The 19011-nt window shown below is 60.1% G+C and carries 21 protein-coding genes; 14 read left to right on the top strand and 7 right to left on the bottom strand.

The features are described 5' to 3' along the window. Positions 1–225: 225 nt before the first annotated feature. Positions 226–1446 carry a CaiB/BaiF CoA transferase family protein gene (locus NTD85_RS25710; RefSeq protein WP_262143523.1) on the bottom strand — a complete coding sequence of 407 codons (1221 nt, stop codon included), beginning with the start codon at positions 1444–1446 and terminating at the stop codon, positions 226–228. A 13-nt stretch (positions 1447–1459) separates the two neighbouring features. Beyond that, complete coding sequence (locus NTD85_RS25705; RefSeq protein ID WP_003220420.1) at positions 1460–2641, bottom strand: acyl-CoA dehydrogenase; 1182 nt, start codon at positions 2639–2641, stop codon at positions 1460–1462. Between the two features lie 157 nt (positions 2642–2798). On the opposite strand from NTD85_RS25705, the gene NTD85_RS25700 reads away from it, so the two are divergent. The 11 genes from NTD85_RS25700 (at position 2799) to NTD85_RS25650 (ending at position 12920) form a co-directional block, all read left to right on the top strand. Then, the gene (locus tag NTD85_RS25700) at positions 2799–3698 is read left to right on the top strand and encodes a LysR family transcriptional regulator (RefSeq protein ID WP_262143522.1); all 900 of its coding nucleotides are present in this window, start codon (positions 2799–2801) and stop codon (positions 3696–3698) included. Between the two features lie 434 nt (positions 3699–4132). Then, positions 4133–5254, top strand: a complete 1122-nt coding sequence (locus tag NTD85_RS25695; RefSeq protein ID WP_003220418.1) for a Re/Si-specific NAD(P)(+) transhydrogenase subunit alpha — start codon at positions 4133–4135, stop codon at positions 5252–5254. Positions 5255–5269: 15 nt separating this feature from the next. Continuing rightward, positions 5270–5590 (top strand): NAD(P) transhydrogenase subunit alpha, encoded by a 321-nt coding sequence (locus tag NTD85_RS25690; protein ID WP_003220416.1) that lies wholly within the window; start codon positions 5270–5272, stop codon positions 5588–5590. Then, positions 5590–7023, top strand: a complete 1434-nt coding sequence (locus NTD85_RS25685; protein ID WP_262143521.1) for an NAD(P)(+) transhydrogenase (Re/Si-specific) subunit beta — start codon at positions 5590–5592, stop codon at positions 7021–7023. The genes NTD85_RS25690 and NTD85_RS25685 overlap by 1 nt, the downstream gene beginning before the upstream one ends. A gap of 214 nt (positions 7024–7237) precedes the next feature. Beyond that, the gene (locus NTD85_RS25680) at positions 7238–8731 is read left to right on the top strand and encodes an acetyl-CoA hydrolase/transferase family protein (protein ID WP_262143520.1); all 1494 of its coding nucleotides are present in this window, start codon (positions 7238–7240) and stop codon (positions 8729–8731) included. Between the two features lie 320 nt (positions 8732–9051). Next, positions 9052–9267, top strand: a complete 216-nt coding sequence (locus tag NTD85_RS25675; protein WP_003220409.1) for a DUF1127 domain-containing protein — start codon at positions 9052–9054, stop codon at positions 9265–9267. Between the two features lie 255 nt (positions 9268–9522). After that, positions 9523–9732 carry a DUF1127 domain-containing protein gene (locus NTD85_RS25670; protein ID WP_262143519.1) on the top strand — a complete coding sequence of 70 codons (210 nt, stop codon included), beginning with the start codon at positions 9523–9525 and terminating at the stop codon, positions 9730–9732. A gap of 134 nt (positions 9733–9866) precedes the next feature. Further along, positions 9867–10184 carry a DUF2388 domain-containing protein gene (locus NTD85_RS25665; protein ID WP_003220405.1) on the top strand — a complete coding sequence of 106 codons (318 nt, stop codon included), beginning with the start codon at positions 9867–9869 and terminating at the stop codon, positions 10182–10184. Between the two features lie 108 nt (positions 10185–10292). Then, complete coding sequence (locus tag NTD85_RS25660) at positions 10293–10598, top strand: DUF2388 domain-containing protein (RefSeq protein WP_003220403.1); 306 nt, start codon at positions 10293–10295, stop codon at positions 10596–10598. A 43-nt stretch (positions 10599–10641) separates the two neighbouring features. Next, the gene (locus NTD85_RS25655) at positions 10642–10962 is read left to right on the top strand and encodes a DUF2388 domain-containing protein (protein ID WP_003220401.1); all 321 of its coding nucleotides are present in this window, start codon (positions 10642–10644) and stop codon (positions 10960–10962) included. After that, on the top strand, positions 10959–12920 hold the full coding sequence (locus NTD85_RS25650; RefSeq protein ID WP_201136117.1) for a DUF4105 domain-containing protein: 1962 nt from the start codon (positions 10959–10961) through the stop codon (positions 12918–12920). Before NTD85_RS25655 ends, NTD85_RS25650 begins: the two co-directional genes overlap by 4 nt. A gap of 47 nt (positions 12921–12967) precedes the next feature. Here the strand turns inward: NTD85_RS25650 and NTD85_RS25645 are convergent, their stop codons facing one another. The 3 genes from NTD85_RS25645 to trpB form a co-directional block, all read right to left on the bottom strand. Next, positions 12968–13393: an anti-virulence regulator CigR family protein gene (locus NTD85_RS25645; protein WP_103483939.1), complete on the bottom strand. Its 426-nt coding sequence runs from the start codon at positions 13391–13393 to the stop codon at positions 12968–12970. 122 nt (positions 13394–13515) lie between these two features. Then, complete coding sequence (gene trpA / locus NTD85_RS25640; protein WP_262143518.1) at positions 13516–14328, bottom strand: tryptophan synthase subunit alpha; 813 nt, start codon at positions 14326–14328, stop codon at positions 13516–13518. Then, positions 14328–15560, bottom strand: a complete 1233-nt coding sequence (trpB, locus tag NTD85_RS25635) for a tryptophan synthase subunit beta (RefSeq protein ID WP_003220393.1) — start codon at positions 15558–15560, stop codon at positions 14328–14330. Before trpB ends, trpA begins: the two co-directional genes overlap by 1 nt. 114 nt (positions 15561–15674) lie before the next feature. Here trpB and NTD85_RS25630 point away from each other — a divergent pair, with 114 nt between their 5' ends. Further along, the gene (locus NTD85_RS25630; RefSeq protein ID WP_262143517.1) at positions 15675–16592 is read left to right on the top strand and encodes a LysR family transcriptional regulator; all 918 of its coding nucleotides are present in this window, start codon (positions 15675–15677) and stop codon (positions 16590–16592) included. Here the strand turns inward: NTD85_RS25630 and NTD85_RS25625 are convergent. Further along, positions 16565–16891 carry a YqjD family protein gene (locus tag NTD85_RS25625; RefSeq protein WP_003220391.1) on the bottom strand — a complete coding sequence of 109 codons (327 nt, stop codon included), beginning with the start codon at positions 16889–16891 and terminating at the stop codon, positions 16565–16567. The genes NTD85_RS25630 and NTD85_RS25625 overlap by 28 nt on opposite strands. Before the next feature lie 157 nt (positions 16892–17048). Here NTD85_RS25625 and NTD85_RS25620 point away from each other — a divergent pair, with 157 nt between their 5' ends. Both NTD85_RS25620 and NTD85_RS25615 read left to right on the top strand, forming a co-directional pair. Next, the gene (locus NTD85_RS25620; protein WP_003220389.1) at positions 17049–17264 is read left to right on the top strand and encodes a dodecin; all 216 of its coding nucleotides are present in this window, start codon (positions 17049–17051) and stop codon (positions 17262–17264) included. A gap of 124 nt (positions 17265–17388) precedes the next feature. Further along, on the top strand, positions 17389–17619 hold the full coding sequence (locus tag NTD85_RS25615) for a DUF1161 domain-containing protein (RefSeq protein ID WP_003220387.1): 231 nt from the start codon (positions 17389–17391) through the stop codon (positions 17617–17619). A gap of 171 nt (positions 17620–17790) precedes the next feature. On the opposite strand, the gene NTD85_RS25610 is transcribed toward NTD85_RS25615, so the two are convergent. After that, a complete protein-coding gene (locus NTD85_RS25610; protein ID WP_103483943.1) occupies positions 17791–18792 on the bottom strand; it encodes an LLM class flavin-dependent oxidoreductase in 1002 nt (333 codons plus the stop codon). Between the last annotated feature and the right edge of the window lie 219 nt (positions 18793–19011).

Here is a 19011-nt window from a genome sequence, read left to right as displayed (position 1 = left end):
TTCGGTGAACTGAAGCAAGCCGCTGTCGAAAACTGCGTAACTCATTGAATCTCAAAGAGTTTTCCGTTTCGACTGCGCCGGAAGTGGGGCGAATTATAGACCTCCAGAATCTGCCGTCAACCGTTAATTTCAGTTTTCTTTCAACAACTTACGGATCGGTTAAAAAACATACAAACCCCTCTATATATAAGAAGGAAAACCACTCCTTCTATATAGAAGGAACGCTCAAAGCACTCCATCCGCCCTGAGCGCATCCACTGTACCTGCACCCAGACCCAGCACCCGCTGCAAAACCTCCAGCGTATGCTCGCCCAACAACGGAGGCGCGCGACGGTACTCGACAGGCGTCTGCGACAACCGGATCGGACTCGCCACCTGCGGAACCATCCCCGCCAGCGCATGCGGGAGTTCTATAGCCAGCCCACGCGCCTTCACCTGCGGATCCTCAAACACTTGGGACAGATCATTGATCGGACCACACGGCACACCCGCTTGCTCCAACTGAGCCACCCATTCGGCGGTGGTCTTGAACACCGTCGCCTGACGGATCAGCGGAATCAACACCGCACGGTTAGCCACCCGCAGCTTGTTAGTCGCGAATCGCGGATCGTCCGCCCACTGCGGCTGGCCCGCCACCTCGGCAAACTTGCGGAACTGGCCGTCATTGCCAACGGTAAGAATGAAATCACCGTCGGCCGTCGGGAAGTCCTGATAAGGCACGATGTTCGGGTGTGCATTACCCAGACGTTTTGGCGCATTGCCGGTAGTCAGGTAGTTCATTGCCTGGTTCGCCAGGCATGCGACCTGTACATCCAGCAAAGCCATATCGATGTGTTGCCCGCCACCGTCGTGATCACGATGCGCCAGCGCCGCCAGTATCGCCACGGTCGAATACAGCCCCGTAAGAATGTCCGTCAGCGCCACTCCCACCTTCACCGGCCCGGCGCCTTCATCACCTTCAGGGCGACCGGTCAGGCTCATCAGCCCGCCCAGCCCCTGAATCATGAAGTCATAGCCCGCACGCTTGGCATACGGCCCGGTTTGACCGAAGCCTGTGATCGAGCAATAGATCAGGTCCGGATTGATCGCCTTCAGCGACTCATAGTCCAGCCCATAGGCAGCCAGCCCACCGACCTTGAAGTTCTCGATCAGAATGTCCGACCTCGCCGCCAGCTCCCGTACCAGGTTCTGCCCTTCAGGCCGAGTGAAGTCGATCGTCACTGATTGCTTGTTGCGGTTGGCCGACAGGTAATAGGCCGCCTCGCTGGTGTTCTCCCCATAAGCGTCTTTAAGGAAGGGCGGCCCCCAGGCACGCGTGTCATCGCCATTGCCCGGGCGCTCGACCTTGATCACCTCGGCGCCAAGGTCGGCGAGAATCTGCCCGGCCCACGGCCCGGCCAGCACACGCGATAAATCCAGTACCCGCAGATGCGACAGCGCGCCCATGGTCGCTCTCCTGTTAATAGAACGCCTGCAGACCGGTTTGCGCGCGACCGAGGATCAGCGCGTGAACATCGTGAGTACCTTCATAGGTATTCACCACTTCCAGGTTGACCAGGTGACGGGCCACGCCGAACTCATCGGAGATGCCGTTGCCGCCCAACATGTCACGGGCCATGCGGGCGATATCCAGCGACTTGCCACAGGAGTTGCGCTTCATGATCGAGGTGATCTCGACCGCTGCGGTTCCTTCGTCCTTCATGCGCCCCAGACGCAGACAGCCTTGCAGGGCCAGAGTGATTTCGGTCTGCATGTCGGCCAGCTTCTTCTGGATCAGTTGAGTGGCAGCCAGTGGGCGTCCGAACTGCTGACGATCGAGGGTGTATTGGCGAGCGGTGTGCCAGCAGAACTCAGCAGCGCCCAAGGCTCCCCAGGAAATACCATAGCGTGCGGAATTGAGGCAGGTGAACGGGCCTTTCAGACCGCGCACGTCCGGGAAGATGTTCTCTTCCGGCACAAATACGTTGTCCATGACGATTTCGCCGGTGATCGATGCGCGCAGACCGACCTTGCCGTGAATCGCCGGAGCGCTCAGGCCCTTCCAGCCTTTCTCCAGTACGAAGCCGCGGATGTCGCCGGCATCGTCCTTGGCCCAGACCACGAACACATCGGCGATCGGGCTGTTGGTGATCCACATCTTGGCGCCGGTCAGGCTGTAGCCGCCGTCGACCTTGCGCGCACGGGTGATCATCGCGCCCGGGTCGGAACCGTGGTTTGGCTCAGTCAGACCGAAGCAGCCGATCCACTCGCCAGACGCCAGTTTCGGCAGGTATTTCTGTTTCTGTGCTTCTGTACCGAATTCGTTGATCGGCACCATCACCAGCGAGGACTGCACACTCATCATCGAACGGTAGCCGGAGTCGACGCGCTCTACTTCACGGGCGATCAGACCGTAGCTGACGTAGTTCAAGCCGCTACCACCGTACTGCTCAGGAATGGTCGCCCCCAACAGGCCGACTTCGCCCATTTCGCGGAAGATTGCCGGGTCGGTTTTCTCATGGCGGAAAGCTTCTAGCACGCGGGGCGCCAGGCTCTGCTGAGCGAATTGGGCGGCGGTGTCGCGGATCATGCGCTCCTCTTCGGTGAGCTGTTGATCCAGCAGCAGGGGATCGATCCAGTTGAAGCTAGCTTTACCGCCCATGAGTGCGTCCTCGCAAATCGGTGAATTAACGTGGCATTGATCCTAGGCCCGGTTCGCCAGCGCGGCAAACGAGGATTTCGCATCCTGTTGTGCTAATTTCTCACTCCGAAACGTCGCTGAATGCCTTTTATGCGGCGCATTAGTGAGGTTGCAGTACATGCGCAGGAAGATCCCCAGTACCACGGCCCTGATCAGCTTCGAAGCCGCCGCCCGGCACGAGAGCTTTACCAAGGCTGCCGAAGAACTTTCCCTCACCCAGGGCGCCATTTGCCGACAGATCGCCAGCCTTGAGGAGTTCCTCAGTGTGGAACTGTTCCGACGCTCGCGACGCGGAGTGAAGCTGACGGAAGCAGGCCTTTCCTACAGTCGTCGGGTGGCCACGCAACTCGACGCCGTCGAGCGCGACACGCTTTCGGTGATGGGCCAGCAGGGCACAAATGTGATCGAACTGGCGGTGGTGCCCACCTTCGGCACGCAATGGCTGCTGCCACGGCTCAAGGACTTCCAGCTCAAACACCCGGAAGTAACGGTCAACCTGACCAACCGCACCCGCCCGTTCCTGTTTGCCGACACTGAGTTCGATGCGGCGATCTACTTTGGCGACGCCGATTGGTCGGGTACCGAATCCCACAGACTGATGGGCGAAAATCCGATGCCGGTATGCAGCCTCGCTCTCCTCGGCAGCAAGAAACATCTGACACCCAACGAGATTGCCGAGCTGCCTCTGTTGCAGCAAACCACCCGTCCCTACGCCTGGCGGCAGTGGTTCAACTCCCTGAACCTGAACATCCCACGCGACATGACAGGCCCGCGCTACGAGCTATTCTCCATGCTGGCCCAAGCGGCCATGCACGACATGGGCATCGCGCTGATTCCACCGTTCCTGATTCAGCGCGAACTGGCCGAGAAACGCTTGGTGATCGCCAACCCGAGTGCGCTCTCCAGCATCAAGGCGTATTACCTGATGATTCCGGAGCGAAAGGTCGAATCGGCATCACTCAAGGCTTTTCGCGATTGGCTGGTCAACCAGGCAAACAGCTACAACCTAGAAGGATAAGGCCTTACAGCGATTACTAACCCGGTAGTCAGGAAAATCAAAGCCCTACAGATATAAGTATTTGTCGCAAAATCGCAGACTGTGTCCGAAAGTCGTACAGACGTCCCACAAGCGCCTGCGGACGTGGCTTTGAGCCTCTATTCACGACTCATTACGGCCTATTCACGCCGCCGATGAGAAATTTTTTCAAATTCAGCCAGAATCCTTACAAGGCACGGCCTGCAAGGGATTCAGCTGGCCATCTGCGACATTCGGTCACGGGATGACTTGTAGTTAATTTTCCGTCACCCGTCATAATCCCTTGAAGGGCATAAAGTTCGCCTGCAAAATGCCGCGCCCCGCCCTGATTTGGCGGGATCGTGCTGATCGGCCGCCCCAGTCGCACCATCCGCAGTGCCTGGGTTTACTCAATAAGATCACGCAGGAGATTTGACGTGCACATTGGTGTTCCTCTCGAAACCCAGACCGGTGAAACACGGGTTGCTGCAACCCCGGAAACCATTAAAAAGCTGATCAGCCAAGGTCATAAGGTCACTGTGCAAACCGGCGCCGGCGTCAAAGCCAGCGTTGTCGACAGTGCCTATGAAGCGGCGGGCGCAACCATTGGCAGTGCCAACGATGCGTTCGCTGCCGAGCTGATTCTCAAAGTGGTCGCCCCCAGCGACGCCGAACTGGCGCTGATCAAGCGCGGCACGGTGCTGGTGGGCATGCTCAACCCCTTCAATAACGACACCATCGCCAAAATGGCCGAGTGCGGGATTACTGCGTTCGCCCTGGAGGCGGCGCCGCGTACCTCTCGGGCGCAGAGTCTCGATGTGCTGTCGTCGCAGGCGAACATTGCCGGCTACAAGGCTGTGTTGTTGGCCGCGCACTACTATCCGCGCTTCATGCCGATGCTGATGACCGCTGCGGGCACCGTGAAAGCGGCGCGCGTGCTGATTCTCGGCGCCGGCGTGGCCGGGTTGCAGGCGATTGCCACGGCGAAACGTCTGGGTGCGGTGATCGAAGCGTCTGACGTGCGTCCGGCAGTGAAGGAACAGATCGAATCCCTCGGTGCGAAGTTCGTCGATGTGCCTTACGAGACTGACGAAGAACGTGAATGCGCGGTCGGTGTCGGCGGTTACGCCCGCCCGATGCCGGCGAGCTGGATGCAACGTCAGGCCCAGGCTGTGCACGAACGCGCCAAGCAGGCCGACATCGTCATCACCACCGCACTGATCCCGGGCCGCAAGGCACCCGTATTGCTGAGCGCGGAAACCGTGGCGCAGATGAAGCCAGGCTCGGTGGTCATCGACCTCGCAGCAGCTCAGGGCGGCAACTGCCCGCTGACCGTGGCTGATCAGGTCGTGGTGGAGAACGGCGTGACCATCGTCGGCCCGACCAACCTGGCGGGTGAAGTCGCTGCAGACGCCTCGGCGCTGTACGCACGCAATCTGCTGGACTTCCTCAAGCTGGTGTTCACCAAAGAAGGCCAGTTCGACGTCAACCTCGAAGACGACATCGTCGCCGCGTGCCTGATGTGCCGCGACGGCCAAGTCATCCGCAAAAACGCCTAAGCAGGGATTCAGACGATGGAAGAGCTTATCTCCCCCGGTATCTACAACCTGATCATCTTCGTGCTGGCGATTTATGTCGGTTACCACGTGGTCTGGAACGTTACACCTGCGCTGCACACGCCGTTGATGGCAGTGACCAACGCCATTTCGGCGATCGTGATCGTCGGCGCCATGCTGGCCGCCGCGCTCACCGTCACGCCGCTGGGCAAGACCATGGGCACCCTCGCCGTAGCGCTGGCTGCGGTCAATGTGTTCGGTGGCTTCCTGGTCACCCGCCGCATGCTTGAGATGTTCAAGAAGAAAGCCCCGAAAGCAAAAGAAGAGGCGCCGAAGTAATGAGCATGAATCTCGTCACGACGCTCTACCTGATCGCGTCGATCTGTTTCATCCAGGCCCTCAAAGGCCTGTCGCACCCGACCACCTCGCGGCGCGGCAATCTGTTCGGCATGCTCGGCATGGCGCTGGCCATCCTCACCACCATCGGCCTCATCTATAAGCTCGGTGCTGAGCTGGCAACTGCCGGCATCGGTTACGTGATCGTCGGCCTGCTGATCGGCGGTACTGCCGGTTCGATCATGGCCAAGCGCGTTGAAATGACCAAGATGCCGGAACTGGTCGCGTTCATGCACAGCATGATCGGTCTGGCGGCGGTGTTCATCGCCATTGCCGCCGTCGTCGAGCCGCAATCGCTGGGCATCGTCAAGCAACTGGGCGACTCGATCCCGGCGGGCAACCGTCTGGAGCTGTTCCTCGGTGCGGCGATTGGGGCAATCACCTTCTCCGGCTCGGTGATCGCCTTCGGCAAGCTCTCGGGCAAGTACAAGTTCCGCCTGTTCCAAGGTGCGCCGGTACAGTTCGCCGGTCAGCACAAGCTGAACGCGGTACTCGGTCTGACGACACTGGTGCTCGGCGTGACCTTCATGCTCACCGGCAACCTCGCAGCGTTCGCACTGATGCTGGCCCTGGCGTTCGTGATGGGCGTGCTGATCATCATCCCCATCGGCGGCGCCGACATGCCGGTGGTGGTGTCGATGCTCAACAGCTATTCGGGTTGGGCGGCGGCGGGTATCGGCTTTTCGCTGAACAACTCGATGCTGATCATTGCCGGTTCGCTGGTGGGTTCGAGCGGCGCGATCCTCTCGTACATCATGTGCAAGGCGATGAACCGTTCTTTCTTTAATGTACTGCTCGGCGGTTTCGGCAACACGGCCGACGCTGGCCCGGCCGGTGCGAAAGAAGCCCGTCCGGTGAAGTCCGGTTCGGCCGACGACGCAACGTTCCTACTGACCAACGCCGACACCGTGATCATCGTCCCGGGTTACGGTCTGGCGGTGGCCCGCGCACAGCACGCGCTGAAAGAACTGACCGAGAAGCTGACCCACCGTGGCGTCACCGTGAAGTACGCGATCCACCCGGTGGCCGGTCGCATGCCAGGTCACATGAACGTACTGCTCGCCGAGGCCGAAGTGCCTTACGACCAAGTGTTCGAGATGGAAGACATCAACTCCGAGTTCGGCCAGGCCGACGTGGTGCTGGTGCTCGGCGCCAACGACGTGGTCAACCCGGCCGCCAAGAACGATCCGAAATCGCCGATTGCCGGCATGCCGATTCTCGAAGCGTTCAAGGCCAAGACCATCATCGTCAACAAGCGCTCGATGGCCAGCGGCTATGCCGGCCTGGACAACGAACTGTTCTACCTGGACAAGACCATGATGGTGTTCGGCGACGCGAAAAAAGTCATCGAAGACATGGTCAAAGCGGTCGAGTAATCCTCCGTGACGGCACCCAACGCCCCGACTTGTCGGGGCGTTTTTGTTTGCGCAAAACGTCGGACAATTTGCCACGTTGTTGCAGATCCAGTAACGGTGTTTTACTTCAAACCCGCTAAATAGACGCCTCGTTTGCGACCTTGGTAGCGGGACAGGCGCCCGTGAAATTCACTAGACTGCGCATCCTGCTACTCGCTTCCCGAGAAAATAATCCATGTACCGTGACCGTATTCGCCTGCCTTCGTTGTTGGATAAAGTGATGAGCGCCGCCGACGCCGCCGCGCTGATTGAAGACGGCATGACCGTCGGCATGAGCGGCTTCACCCGCGCTGGCGAAGCCAAAGCCGTCCCTCACGCACTGGCCGAGCGAGCCAAGGTCACGCCGCTGAAGATCAGCCTGATGACCGGCGCCAGCCTGGGCAACGACCTCGACAAGCAACTGACCGAGGCTGGCGTGCTGTCGCGCCGCATGCCGTTCCAGGTCGACAGTACCTTGCGCAAGGCGATCAACGCCGGTGAAGTGATGTTCATCGACCAGCACCTGTCGGAAACCGTCGAGCAACTGCGCAACCAGCAACTGAAGCTGCCGGACATCGCAGTGATCGAAGCCGTGGCTATCACCGAGCAAGGCCACATCGTGCCGACCACCTCGGTGGGCAACTCGGCGAGCTTCGCGATTTTCGCCAAGCAGGTGATTGTCGAGATCAACCTGGCGCACAACGCCAACCTCGAAGGCCTGCATGACATCTATATCCCCACCTATCGCCCGACGCGCACGCCGATCCCGCTGGTGAAAGTCGACGATCGCATCGGCAGCACCGCGATCCCGATCCCGCCGGAGAAAATTGTCGCCATCGTCATCACCCAGCAGGCGGACTCGCCGTCCACGGTGTCGACACCGGATGTCGACACCAACGCCATCGCCGAGCACCTGATCACCTTCTTCAAGCAGGAAGTCGACGCCGGGCGCATGACCAACAAGCTCGGCCCGTTGCAGGCCGGGATCGGCAACATCGCCAACGCGGTGATGTGCGGCCTGATCGACTCGCCGTTCGAAGACCTGACCATGTACTCCGAAGTGCTGCAGGACTCGACCTTCGACCTGATCGACGCCGGCAAGCTGAGCTTCGCCTCGGGCAGCTCGATCACTTTGTCGGAACGGCGCAACAGCGACGTGTTCGGCAACCTGGAGAAGTACAAGGACAAACTGGTGCTGCGTCCGCAGGAGATCTCCAACCATCCGGAAGTCGTACGTCGCCTGGGCATTATCGGCATCAATACCGCGCTGGAATTCGACATCTACGGCAACGTCAACTCCACCCACGTCTGCGGCACGCGGATGATGAACGGTATCGGCGGTTCGGGGGACTTTGCGCGCAACGCGCACCTGGCGGTGTTCGTGACCAAATCGATCGCCAAGGGCGGCGCGATTTCCAGCGTGGTGCCGATGGTCAGCCACGTTGACCACACGGAGCATGACGTCGACATTCTGGTGACCGAAGTCGGTCTGGCAGACCTGCGCGGCCTGGCCCCACGCGAACGCGCTCGGGTGATCATCGACAACTGTGTGCACCCGGACTATCGCCAGGCGCTGAACGACTACTTCACCGCAGCCTGCGCCATCGGTGGCCACAGCCCGCACATTCTGCGTGACGCCTTGAGCTGGCACATGAACCTGGAAGAAACCGGGCACATGCTGGCGGTGTAATTCACACAGTCAAACCGCCGATGCAAACACAGTTTGTGTCGGCGGTTTTTTCATCAGCCTCTTCTGGAAAAAACTGTACTACTGTACCGGTGTTTTCCTACAGCTTTTTCCTACCGCCTCCCCCGATTCGAGCAAAAATGCACCAGTTAAGTGCAGACAGGTACAGTTTGCTCAATTTTGACCCGTACACCCCCTATAAACAGTTAACTGGTCACTCACAATACAGTTGAACTGTATCTAGAGAGACTAGTCAAACGAGAGGATCATGGGCACCAGTCAAACCACTACCTGATCCCGCCACAAGCGGAAGGATGTCAACCATGGAACGTACACTCAGTTCCGAACTGTTCTTCGAAGACAAAGCTGCAAAAACCCAGGCTTCCCTGCCTCTGCGCGTTATCGCCAACCTGATGTTGTGGCAGCGCCGCATCTCCAGCCGCCACCAACTGGCTCGTCTGGATTCGCGTCTGCTGGCTGACGCCGGTATCAGCGAAGCACAACGCTACGAAGAGCTGAGCAAGCCGTTCTGGCGCTAAGTAGCGTCGCTGGCTCTGGTCGTTAGACCCACCGCCAGCAACCCGAATCGAACACACAAGACCCGTCGCGGGAAACCGCGACGGGTCTTGTCGTTTCAGGGTTCGAAAACGCCCGTACAGCTTGGTTTTGGAAGTACAAGTACAGTTTCCAACAATCAACATCTGAACCAGTACAATTTTCCATTGGTGTATCTGCCTGCCAAACTGCATCGGGCGCAGCATGTCCTTAACCCATCTCGGCTTAAGGGAAACGCCATGAAAAACTTACAGGATGTTTCGGAAATTTCGGCTCAACCTCTCCGTAACCCGCACCCGCTGCGGCGCCTGTTTCGAAGCCTGTGGCAAGGGCTGGAGCGCGCCAGGACGCGGCGCTTGCTGGCTCAACTGGATAACCGAGATCTGGCGGATCTGGGCTTAAGCCACGCCGATCGACTGAATGAACTGGAGAAACCCTTCTGGCGCTAGCATTTTGCCCACTGTGCGAACCCGGCGCGCAGGCCTAATATCGCCGCCAGAACGTGGCGAATCTTCTGTAACCCGCGTCTGACTCATCAGACACAAGCCACCTCTCTATACGGTTTACTTTCAGGAGATCCACCATGTCCCGTCTTCGCCTGCTCAGCGCTGCCGCCTTGCTGGCCGTGGCTGCCAATGCCAGCGCATCCAGCTTCATCGTGACCACCGACGCAGTGGTTGGCGCATTGAAGTCCTCTTCCGACGCCACCTCCGATGCCACCTCGTCCCTGCGCGACAACAAGGTTGTAATCGCCGCTCGGGACGACGCTGCCAGCTTCGTCGCCAGCGAAGGCCAGATCCGCGGCGTGAAACTGGAAAGCGCTCTGGACCTTATTCGCCATCAGGCACCGCAATTGAACGCGACTGATGCTCAGCTGGCGCAAGCCATCCTGGCAATCTGATCCTGCATTGCTTGAAGGGACACGCCAGTCGTGTCCCGATGTTTCGCCGCTGGCTCTGGCCCGGGCGTTTGCGCTAGCCTTGGGGCTCGTTAACAGTTATCGAGCCCCATGCGTCTACTCAAACTGCTTTTCCCTTCTGTCCTGATCAGCGCCTGCTGGGCGACGTCGGTCGATGCCTTTGATGTCTCCACGCAAAACACCGTGGTCAGCCTTTGGGCGACCGGCATGGTGTCTTCCGCGCCGTTCGACCGTAAACTGATCATCGCTGCTCACGATGATGCGGCTGCGTTTGTTGCCAGTGACGGTGAATTGCGAGGCGCGCAGCTCGAATCCGCACTGCATTACCTACGCAAGAGCCGACCAAAACTTCATGCTGGCGACCTTGAACTGGCGCAGGCAATTCTCGTCCAATAGCTATCCTGATCCCTCGTTAACATTGCCCCTCCGGAGTCGTTCCATGCGTAGCCCGCTGATTGCTGCCGCCCTTGGCCTGTTGTTGTTGGCCGATGTGGCCCAGGCGCACACCCTGGTAGCCACCAGTAACATCATCGTTCGCGCCTCCCAGCGCACCGTTGATTTCACCTCAGACACCACCACCTCGATTCGCGACTCGAAAATCATCCGTGAAGCCCACGACGATGCCGCCAGCTTCGTCGCCAGCAATGGCGACATTCGTGGCGCCAACCTCGAAGCGGCCTTCAATACCTTGCGCAGCCGCGTGCCGGAAGCCCGCGACGCCAGCGACCAGGTATTGGCCGAAGCCATTCTCGCCCTGTGAAGTCACTCAGCGCCTGGCTGCTGGCCAGCGCGTTGTTGCTCTTGGGCAACAGCGCCCACGCCAGCCTGCAATTGCGGCTCAAGACCGACGGCCTGAGCCCAGCCGAACAACAGGCCAGCCAGGCGCTGCTCGATGAAGCGATGCAGAAATTGCCGCCGCGCTTCATCGAGCAACTGGACCGGCGCATTGATGTCGGCTGGACCGACGAAATGCCCGACAACGCCTATGGCGAAGCGGCGCTGGTCTCCGAACTCGATCTGAACCGCAAACTGCTCGCCGGCCTCACCGACGGTAGCGCGGCCAAAGAGAAAACCAACCGCCCCCACGGCACCGTACGCCAGGAACTGCTGGCAACCGTGCTGCACGAACTCACCCACATTTATGACCGCGCACGCCTGTGGCCCGCCGCCGAACGCACGCTGATCCAGCGCTGCACTCGGCGCAGCAACAGCGCGGGCCTGATCGGCATTCCCGATGAATGTCGCGGCCAGAACGGTCGCCGCTTCACCCTCAGCGATGACCCACGCCTGCTCGACCTCGCCGGCTGGCAGCAATACGTCGGGCGCCGCGGCGAGCGCGAACAGCACAACCGGCAGATCGCCCGCAGCCCGGACCTTTACGAGATCTCCAGCCCCAAGGAGTTCGTCGCGGTCAACATGGAGTATTTCCTCCTCGACCCGAGCTACGCCTGTCGACGTCCGGCGCTCTATCGCTACTACCAGGAACGCTTTGGCTGGACCCCGCCCGCCAAGGACACCTGCAGCAAGACCTTTGCGTTTCTCAACGCCGGTAACGACTTTGCCAAACAGCCGCTGGGCCAGGTCGATCCGGAACGGGTTTACGCCGTCGATTACCTGCTGGCGGAGGCCAACCAGAACTGGGTCAGCCGCTGGGGCCACAGCATGTTGCGCCTGGTGATCTGTGCACCCGGCCGACCACGGGGTCCGGATTGCCGGCTCGATCTGGATCAACATCTGGTGCTGTCCTACCGTGCTTTCGTCGGTGATGTGCAGCTGTCGAGCTGGGATGGACTGGTCGGCAAGTACCCGTCGCGGCTGTTCGTTCTGCCACTGGCGCAAGTGATCGACGAGTACACCAAGACCGAAATGCGCAGCCTCGCTTCGGTGCCGCTGAACCTGTCGCGTACCGAGATTGAAGAGGTGGTCGAACACGCCGCCGAGATGCATTGGAGCTACGACGGCAACTACTTCTTCCTGTCCAACAACTGCGCCGTGGAAAGCCTGAAACTGCTGCGCAGCGGCAGCAACAACAAGCAACTCGTCGGTCTGGACAGCATCATGCCCAACGGTTTGCTCGAAGTGCTCAAAGGCCGTGGCCTGGCCGACACCAGCGTGCTGGACGATCCGAAAGAGGCCTTGCGGCTGGGCTACCGATTCGACTCGTTCCGTGATCGCTATCAGGCGATGTTCGATGTGTTGAAGAAGCAGTTGCCGATCAAACAGACCAGTGTCGAAGAGTGGCTCTCACTTTCCGCCGAAGAACGTCGTCAGTGGTTCGAGCGTGCAGACCTGCGCACCAGTGCCGCGTTGTTGCTGCTGGAACAGGCGAGTTACCGCCGCCAGTTATTGCTGGCCCAGGATGAGGTCAAGCAGCGCTACCTTGGCGCTCGGGAGCTGGAAAACGGTGGCATGGACAAAGCCAACGCGACCTTGCAGGAGATTCTTGCCAACAGCGGCTTCCTCAGCCGTCCGGCGGAGTTGCTCGACTCCCATGGCTACGGCCTGCCGCAGCCAAGCGAATTCGGTCGACTGGAAGCTGAAAGCAGCCAGCGCCAGAAACAACTGCTGGCGCTGAGCGGCGACCTGGACAAAGAAGTACGGGCACTGCTGGAGCCCAAGCGCGCTGCGGAAATTGCGGCCTGCGAGGCCAACGTGAAGCAGGTTGGCGAGCATTTGCGCAAATTGCACAAGGCATCCGGCGGACTTGAGCTGCCCTGAAAAAAAGATCGCAGCCATAGGGCTGCGATCTTTTTAGGGTCTGTCGATCAGTTCAAAACACCGTCCAGAATTTCGTAGACGATCCCGGTACCTACCGCGATCAGCACAATGTCACCGCCGGCACGGCGCCATTCATACCCCGGGTACACCGGCAAGCGACTCAAAGCCCGACCGTCCAGCCGTTCCCCATAGTAGCCATGAGGAAGCGGCCGGCCTCGTTCCAGGCGAATGCCTGGAGGTGGTGGGGCACCGCGAACGAAGTAGCCGTGATTATCACGAATGGTCTGACGGATCGGGCCGAAGTCGTGCGGTGGACCACCTCGGTGGTCGTTCTGTGGGCCGCGATTATCGTAATGGCCCTGTGGCGGGCCGCCGTGGCCATAATCGTCACGCTGATCGGCGCTGGCGAGCAGCGGTGTCGCGCTGATCATCAGCACGCCCAGACTGGCAATCAGACGTTTCGGCATTTTCATGGGGGTTTTTCCTCACTGCACTAACAGCAAAAAGGGATTCAGAACGTGGTTCTGAATCCCTCGGTCTTGCTCATTAGGTTGCGCAGCGAGACGCTAATTCCTCTGTATCAGGAACTTTACTTTCAGCTGACGCGGGCCTGACGCACGCCTTCGGACAGCGCCTTGCACAGACCCAGCACACCATCGACAGCCTGGGCCGACGTGGTCGCATTGGCGATATGATCGATCAGTGCCGAACCCACCACCACACCGTCGGCCAAACGAGCGATGGACGCCGCCTGCTCCGGAGTACGGATACCGAAACCGATGCTGATCGGCAGGTCAGTGTGTCGACGCAGACGAGTCACCGCTTCCTCGACGTGTTCCAGGGTTGCCGCACCGGCACCGGTCACGCCGGCCACCGACACGTAGTAAACGAAGCCCGAGCTGCCATTGAGCACCTTCGGCAGACGCGCATCGTCGGTGGTCGGGGTGGTCAGGCGGATGAAGTCCAGGCCCGCAGCTTGCGCCGGATCGCACAGTTCATTGTTGTGCTCCGGCGGCATGTCGACCACGATCAGACCGTCGACGCCAGCGTCTTTGGCGTCAGCGATGAAACGTTCAACGCCATACATGTGGATCGGGTTGAAGTAGCCCATCAGCACCAGCGGCGTGTCGCTGTTGCCGTCGCGGAATTCGCGAACCATTTGCAGGGTTTTCGCCAGATTCTGCTTGGCACCCAACGCACGGATGTTGGCCAGTTGAATCGCCGGTCCGTCGGCCATCGGGTCAGTGAACGGCATGCCCAGCTCGATCACGTCGGCGCCAGCACCCGGCAAACCTTTGAGAATCGCCAGCGAGGTGTCGTAGTCCGGATCACCGGCGGTGACGAAGGTCACCAGCGCGGCGCGATTCTGTTCTTTTAGATCGGCAAAACGGGTTTGCAGGCGGCTCATCAGTGTTTCTCCTGCTTCGACTGTTCCATGTGATGCATGACGGTCTGCATGTCTTTGTCGCCACGGCCGGACAGGTTGACCACCATCAGGTGATCCTTCGGCAGTTTTGGCGCGCGTTTGAATACTTCAGCCAACGCATGAGCGCTTTCCAGCGCCGGGATGATGCCTTCGAGGCGGCAGCACTGGTGGAACGCGGCGAGGGCTTCGTCGTCGGTCACCGAGGTGTACTGGACGCGGCCGATATCATGCAACCAGGCGTGCTCGGGGCCGATGCCCGGGTAGTCGAGGCCGGCGGAAATCGAGTGGGCGTCGATGATCTGGCCATCGTCGTCTTGCAGCAGGAACGTGCGGTTGCCGTGCAGCACACCCGGTACGCCGCCGTTGAGGCTGGCCGCGTGCTTGCCGGTTTCGATGCCGTAACCGGCCGCTTCGACGCCGATGATTTCGACGCTCTGATCATCGAGGAACGGGTGGAACAGGCCCATGGCGTTGGAACCGCCGCCGATGCACGCCACCAGGCTGTCCGGCAGACGACCTTCCTGAGCTTGCAGCTGCTCGCGGGTTTCCTTGCCGATCACCGCCTGGAAGTCGCGCACCATCGCTGGATACGGGTGCGGGCCGGCCACGGTGCCGATCAGGTAGAAGGTGCTGTCGACGTTGGTCACCCAGTCACGCAGCGCTTCGTTCATCGCGTCTTTCAGGGTGCCGGTGCCGGCCACTACCGGGATCACTTCGGCGCCCAGCAGCTTCATGCGGAACACGTTGGCCTGCTGACGCTCGATGTCAGTGGTGCCCATGTAGATCACGCAGTCCAGACCGAAACGTGCGGCCACGGTGGCCGTCGCCACGCCGTGCATGCCAGCGCCGGTCTCGGCGATGATGCGTTTCTTGCCCATGCGCCGCGCCAGCAGGATCTGGCCGATGCAGTTGTTGATCTTGTGCGCGCCGGTGTGGTTCAGCTCTTCGCGCTTGAGGTAGATCTTCGCGCCGCCGCAGAACTCGGTCAGACGCTCGGCGAAGTACAGCGGGCTCGGACGTCCGACGTAGTCACGCTGGAAATAGGCCAGTTCTTCTTTGAACGCCGGATCGTCCTTGGCCGTTTCGTATTCACGGGCCAGATCGAGGATCAACGGCATCAGGGTTTCCGCCACGTAGCGGCCGCCAAACGCGCCGAACAGGCCGTTATCGTCCGGGCCGCTACGCAGGTTGGAGGTGTTCGAAGTCTGGGTCATGATGTGCTCCAGGTGAATTCGGGTTAGAAGACAATGGCGTCCACTCTACCCCTGACCTTCCAGGCTGAAAACCGATAAGATCGCCGCAACCTGTCAGGAAAACTCACAGATACCATGAGCCACGACCTTCCCCCGCTGAACGCCTTGCGCGCGTTCGAAGCCACCGCCCGACTGAACAGCGTCAGTCAGGCGGCCGAACAGCTGCACGTCACCCACGGCGCGGTTAGCCGTCAGCTCAAGGTGCTCGAAGAGCATCTGGGCGTGAGCCTGTTCGTCAAGGATGGTCGCGGCTTGAAACTCACAGATGCCGGAGTGCGTCTGCGGGACGCCAGCGGTGAGGCCTTTGATCGCTTGCGCAGCGTCTGCGCCGAGCTGACGCAGAGCACCGCTGATGCGCCGTTCGTACTCGGCTGCTCCGGCAGTCTGTTGGCGCGCTGGTTTATTCCACGCCTGGGACGACTCAACGCGGACTTGCCGGACTTGCGTCTGCATCTGTCGGCCGGTGAAGGCGATCTCGACCCGCGGCGCCCCGGACTCGATGCCTTGCTGCTGTTCGCCGAGCCGCCATGGCCGGCCGACATGCAGGTGTACGAGCTGGCGGCGGAACGCATCGGGCCGGTGATGAGCCCGCTGTTCAGCGGTTATCAGCGCCTGCAAACCGCGCCGGCATCAGCCTTGCTCAGCGAACCGCTGCTGCACACCACGTCCCGCCCGCAAGCCTGGCCGAGCTGGGCACAGCAAAATCACCTCGACGCCAAGGCGTTGAAGTGGGGGCAAGGTTTTGAGCATTTGTATTATCTGCTGGAAGCCGCAGTGGCCGGACTCGGCGTGGCAATCGCGCCAGAGCCGCTGGTGGCCGAGGACTTGAAGGCCGGTCGCCTGGTTGCGCCGTGGGGCTTTTGCGAAACCCCGGCGCAACTGGCGTTGTGGCTACCCAAGCGCGCCGCAGACGGGCGCGCCCGGCAACTGGCGCAGTGGCTCAAGAATGAGCTGCGCCAGTCAGATCACTCGCCGCGCTTGAACAGCAAGTAGGCGGCCAGCAGACCGATTGCACCGACCGCCACACCGGCGGTGGTCCAAGGATGTTCCTGAGCGTAATCGCGGGTAGCGATGCCGGTCTCGCGAGTTTTTACTTTGACTTCTTCATAGGCATCGCTGAGCAGGCTGCGCGAATGTTTCAGCGCGCTTTCAGCGTTGCTCTTGAGCGCCTTGAGGGTCTTGCGCGACTCGTCCGAAGCGTCGTCTTTCAAGCTTTCCAACGATTTGAGCAGACTCTCGATCTCGGCTTCCATGCTTTGCAACGAGGCTTTACGTAAAGAGGTGTTGGCCATGGTGGCTCTCCTGCATTGGTGATGAGTGGCGTGTGTTGTTTGGGACTTCAACGGTTTGAGAAAGTGCAGAAAATCTGAACTTCACTTGCATCGAACCGCCGAAATCATCAGTGCAGATTCACTGCTAGTCTCAAATCCACACATCCAGGAGATCGCCATGAGTGACCATCACACGTACAAGAAAGTCGAGCTGGTCGGCTCGTCCACCAGCAGCATCGAAGACGCCATCAACAACGCGCTGGCCGAAGCCAACAAGAGCATCAAGCATCTGGAATGGTTTGAAGTGGTCGATACCCGTGGCCACATCAAGGACGGCAAGGCGGCGCATTTCCAGGTAACACTCAAAGTCGGCTTCCGCATTGCCAGCAGCTGAGTTTGGGCTACGCTTCTGAACTTGCGCGCTGGCCGAGTGCCATAGGAATGGCAAAGCGCTACAAGGTGAGCGCATCGGCACCGCCGGTGCCCGCCTCTTTTAATCCGACCAGGGAGTGCGACCGATGAAGAAGTTCATATTGGCAGTAGGTTTGTTGAGCCTTGCGGGTGGCGCGTTTGCTGCTGGCAAGTCGTGTGATCAGTTGGAGAAGGAAATCAAGGACAAGCTGGAAGCCAAAGGCGTACATGGTTACGCGCTGCAGATTGTCGACAAGGGAAGTAATAAGGGCGCTGACGGCAAAACCGTAGGAAGCTGCGACGGTGGCAAAAAAGAAATCGTCTACAAACGCCATTGATCTCACTGAAAATGCAAAAGCCGACGCAAATGCGTCGGCTTTTTTGTGTACAACACATTCCCAATGTGGGAGCGGGCTTGCTCGCCAGAGCGTTATGTCAGCCGACATCCAAGGTGTCTGACACTCCGTCTTCGCGAGCAAGCCCGCTCCCACAAGGGCGGTATTCCAGAGTCAACCCTTCATGACTTGAGCCAGCAGTTCGTAGGAGTGCAGGCGATCGGCATGCTCATACAGGTCGCAGGTGAAGATCAGCTCATCAGCCTGCGTCTGCTCGACCAGCACCTCCAGCTTCGCGCGGATTTTCTGCGGGCTGCCGACCATCGCCAGACCAAGGAAATCGCCCACCGCTTCACGCTCATGGGGCAGCCACAGGCCATCCATGCTCTTCACCGGCGGGCGCTGCACCAGACTTTGCCCACGCATCAACGCGAGAATGCGCTGGTACACCGAGGTCGCCAGATAGTCGGCCTGCTCATCGGTATCGGCCGCCACCAGCGGCACACCGAGCATCACATAAGGCTTGTCGAGTACCGCTGACGGCTTGAAGTGGTTGCGATAGACGCGAATCGCCTCGTGCATGAAACGCGGGGCGAAGTGCGAGGCGAAGGCGTAAGGCAAACCGCGCTCACCGGCCAGTTGCGCGCTGAACAGGCTGGAACCGAGCAACCAGATCGGCACGTTGGTGCCAGTGCCGGGCATGGCGATCACCCGTTGATCCGGGGTGCGCGGGCCGAGGAAGCGCGCCAGCTCGGCGACGTCTTCCGGGAAATCATCGGCACTGCCGGAGCGTTCGCGGCGCAGGGCGCGGGCGGTCATCTGGTCGGAGCCGGGCGCGCGGCCCAGACCCAGATCGATGCGTCCCGGATACAGGCTTTCGAGGGTGCCGAACTGCTCGGCGATCACTAGCGGCGCATGGTTGGGCAGCATCACCCCGCCGGAGCCGACACGAATTGTCGAGGTGCCGCCGGCCAGATACCCCAGCAGCACCGAGGTGGCGGAGCTGGCGATGCCATCCATGTTGTGGTGTTCGGCGACCCAGAAGCGCGTATAGCCGAATTTCTCGACATGCTGCGCCAGATCCAGCGAATTGCGCAGCGATTGCGCCGGGCTGCCGTTCTCGCGCACGGGCACCAGATCGAGGGTGGAAAACTTTACATCGGACAGTTGCTTCATAAACCTGCGTCTCCGAGTGGTCTGCAGGTTTTTTCTTGCGAACGAAAACCTGCCGAATTCATAAGCGTGTTCTGTGCAATGAGGGCATATACCCGAGTTTCAATAGCTGAGGGAAAAATCCTACTAAAAAAGTCAACGATTCACTCGGGCTGAACTTTGTCCCGGCGTCTATCCTCAGAAGCCTTGCAAAGCAAAAACCACGACGGCGCGGCGTTCCGC

Source organism: Pseudomonas sp. 13B_3.2_Bac1, assembly GCF_025466205.1.
GTDB classification, from domain to species: domain Bacteria; phylum Pseudomonadota; class Gammaproteobacteria; order Pseudomonadales; family Pseudomonadaceae; genus Aquipseudomonas; species Aquipseudomonas fluorescens_H.
Note: the sequence above shows the minus strand (reverse complement) of the source record. Positions and strands in the feature narration are given on the sequence as shown.

Coding starts and splice junctions, on each gene's coding strand:
- NTD85_RS25675 (WP_003220409.1), top strand. CDS start 9,052: ATGGAACGTACACTCAGTTCCGAACTGTTCTTCGAAGACAAAGCTGCA.
- NTD85_RS25620 (WP_003220389.1), top strand. CDS start 17,049: ATGAGTGACCATCACACGTACAAGAAAGTCGAGCTGGTCGGCTCGTCC.
- NTD85_RS25610 (WP_103483943.1), bottom strand. CDS start 18,792: ATGAAGCAACTGTCCGATGTAAAGTTTTCCACCCTCGATCTGGTGCCC.
- NTD85_RS25705 (WP_003220420.1), bottom strand. CDS start 2,641: ATGGGCGGTAAAGCTAGCTTCAACTGGATCGATCCCCTGCTGCTGGAT.
- NTD85_RS25645 (WP_103483939.1), bottom strand. CDS start 13,393: ATGAAAATGCCGAAACGTCTGATTGCCAGTCTGGGCGTGCTGATGATC.
- NTD85_RS25685 (WP_262143521.1), top strand. CDS start 5,590: ATGAGCATGAATCTCGTCACGACGCTCTACCTGATCGCGTCGATCTGT.
- NTD85_RS25630 (WP_262143517.1), top strand. CDS start 15,675: ATGAGCCACGACCTTCCCCCGCTGAACGCCTTGCGCGCGTTCGAAGCC.
- NTD85_RS25625 (WP_003220391.1), bottom strand. CDS start 16,891: ATGGCCAACACCTCTTTACGTAAAGCCTCGTTGCAAAGCATGGAAGCC.
- NTD85_RS25655 (WP_003220401.1), top strand. CDS start 10,642: ATGCGTAGCCCGCTGATTGCTGCCGCCCTTGGCCTGTTGTTGTTGGCC.
- NTD85_RS25710 (WP_262143523.1), bottom strand. CDS start 1,446: ATGGGCGCGCTGTCGCATCTGCGGGTACTGGATTTATCGCGTGTGCTG.
- NTD85_RS25680 (WP_262143520.1), top strand. CDS start 7,238: ATGTACCGTGACCGTATTCGCCTGCCTTCGTTGTTGGATAAAGTGATG.
- NTD85_RS25700 (WP_262143522.1), top strand. CDS start 2,799: ATGCGCAGGAAGATCCCCAGTACCACGGCCCTGATCAGCTTCGAAGCC.
- NTD85_RS25660 (WP_003220403.1), top strand. CDS start 10,293: ATGCGTCTACTCAAACTGCTTTTCCCTTCTGTCCTGATCAGCGCCTGC.
- trpA (WP_262143518.1), bottom strand. CDS start 14,328: ATGAGCCGCCTGCAAACCCGTTTTGCCGATCTAAAAGAACAGAATCGC.
- NTD85_RS25670 (WP_262143519.1), top strand. CDS start 9,523: ATGAAAAACTTACAGGATGTTTCGGAAATTTCGGCTCAACCTCTCCGT.
- NTD85_RS25665 (WP_003220405.1), top strand. CDS start 9,867: ATGTCCCGTCTTCGCCTGCTCAGCGCTGCCGCCTTGCTGGCCGTGGCT.
- NTD85_RS25690 (WP_003220416.1), top strand. CDS start 5,270: ATGGAAGAGCTTATCTCCCCCGGTATCTACAACCTGATCATCTTCGTG.
- NTD85_RS25615 (WP_003220387.1), top strand. CDS start 17,389: ATGAAGAAGTTCATATTGGCAGTAGGTTTGTTGAGCCTTGCGGGTGGC.
- trpB (WP_003220393.1), bottom strand. CDS start 15,560: ATGACCCAGACTTCGAACACCTCCAACCTGCGTAGCGGCCCGGACGAT.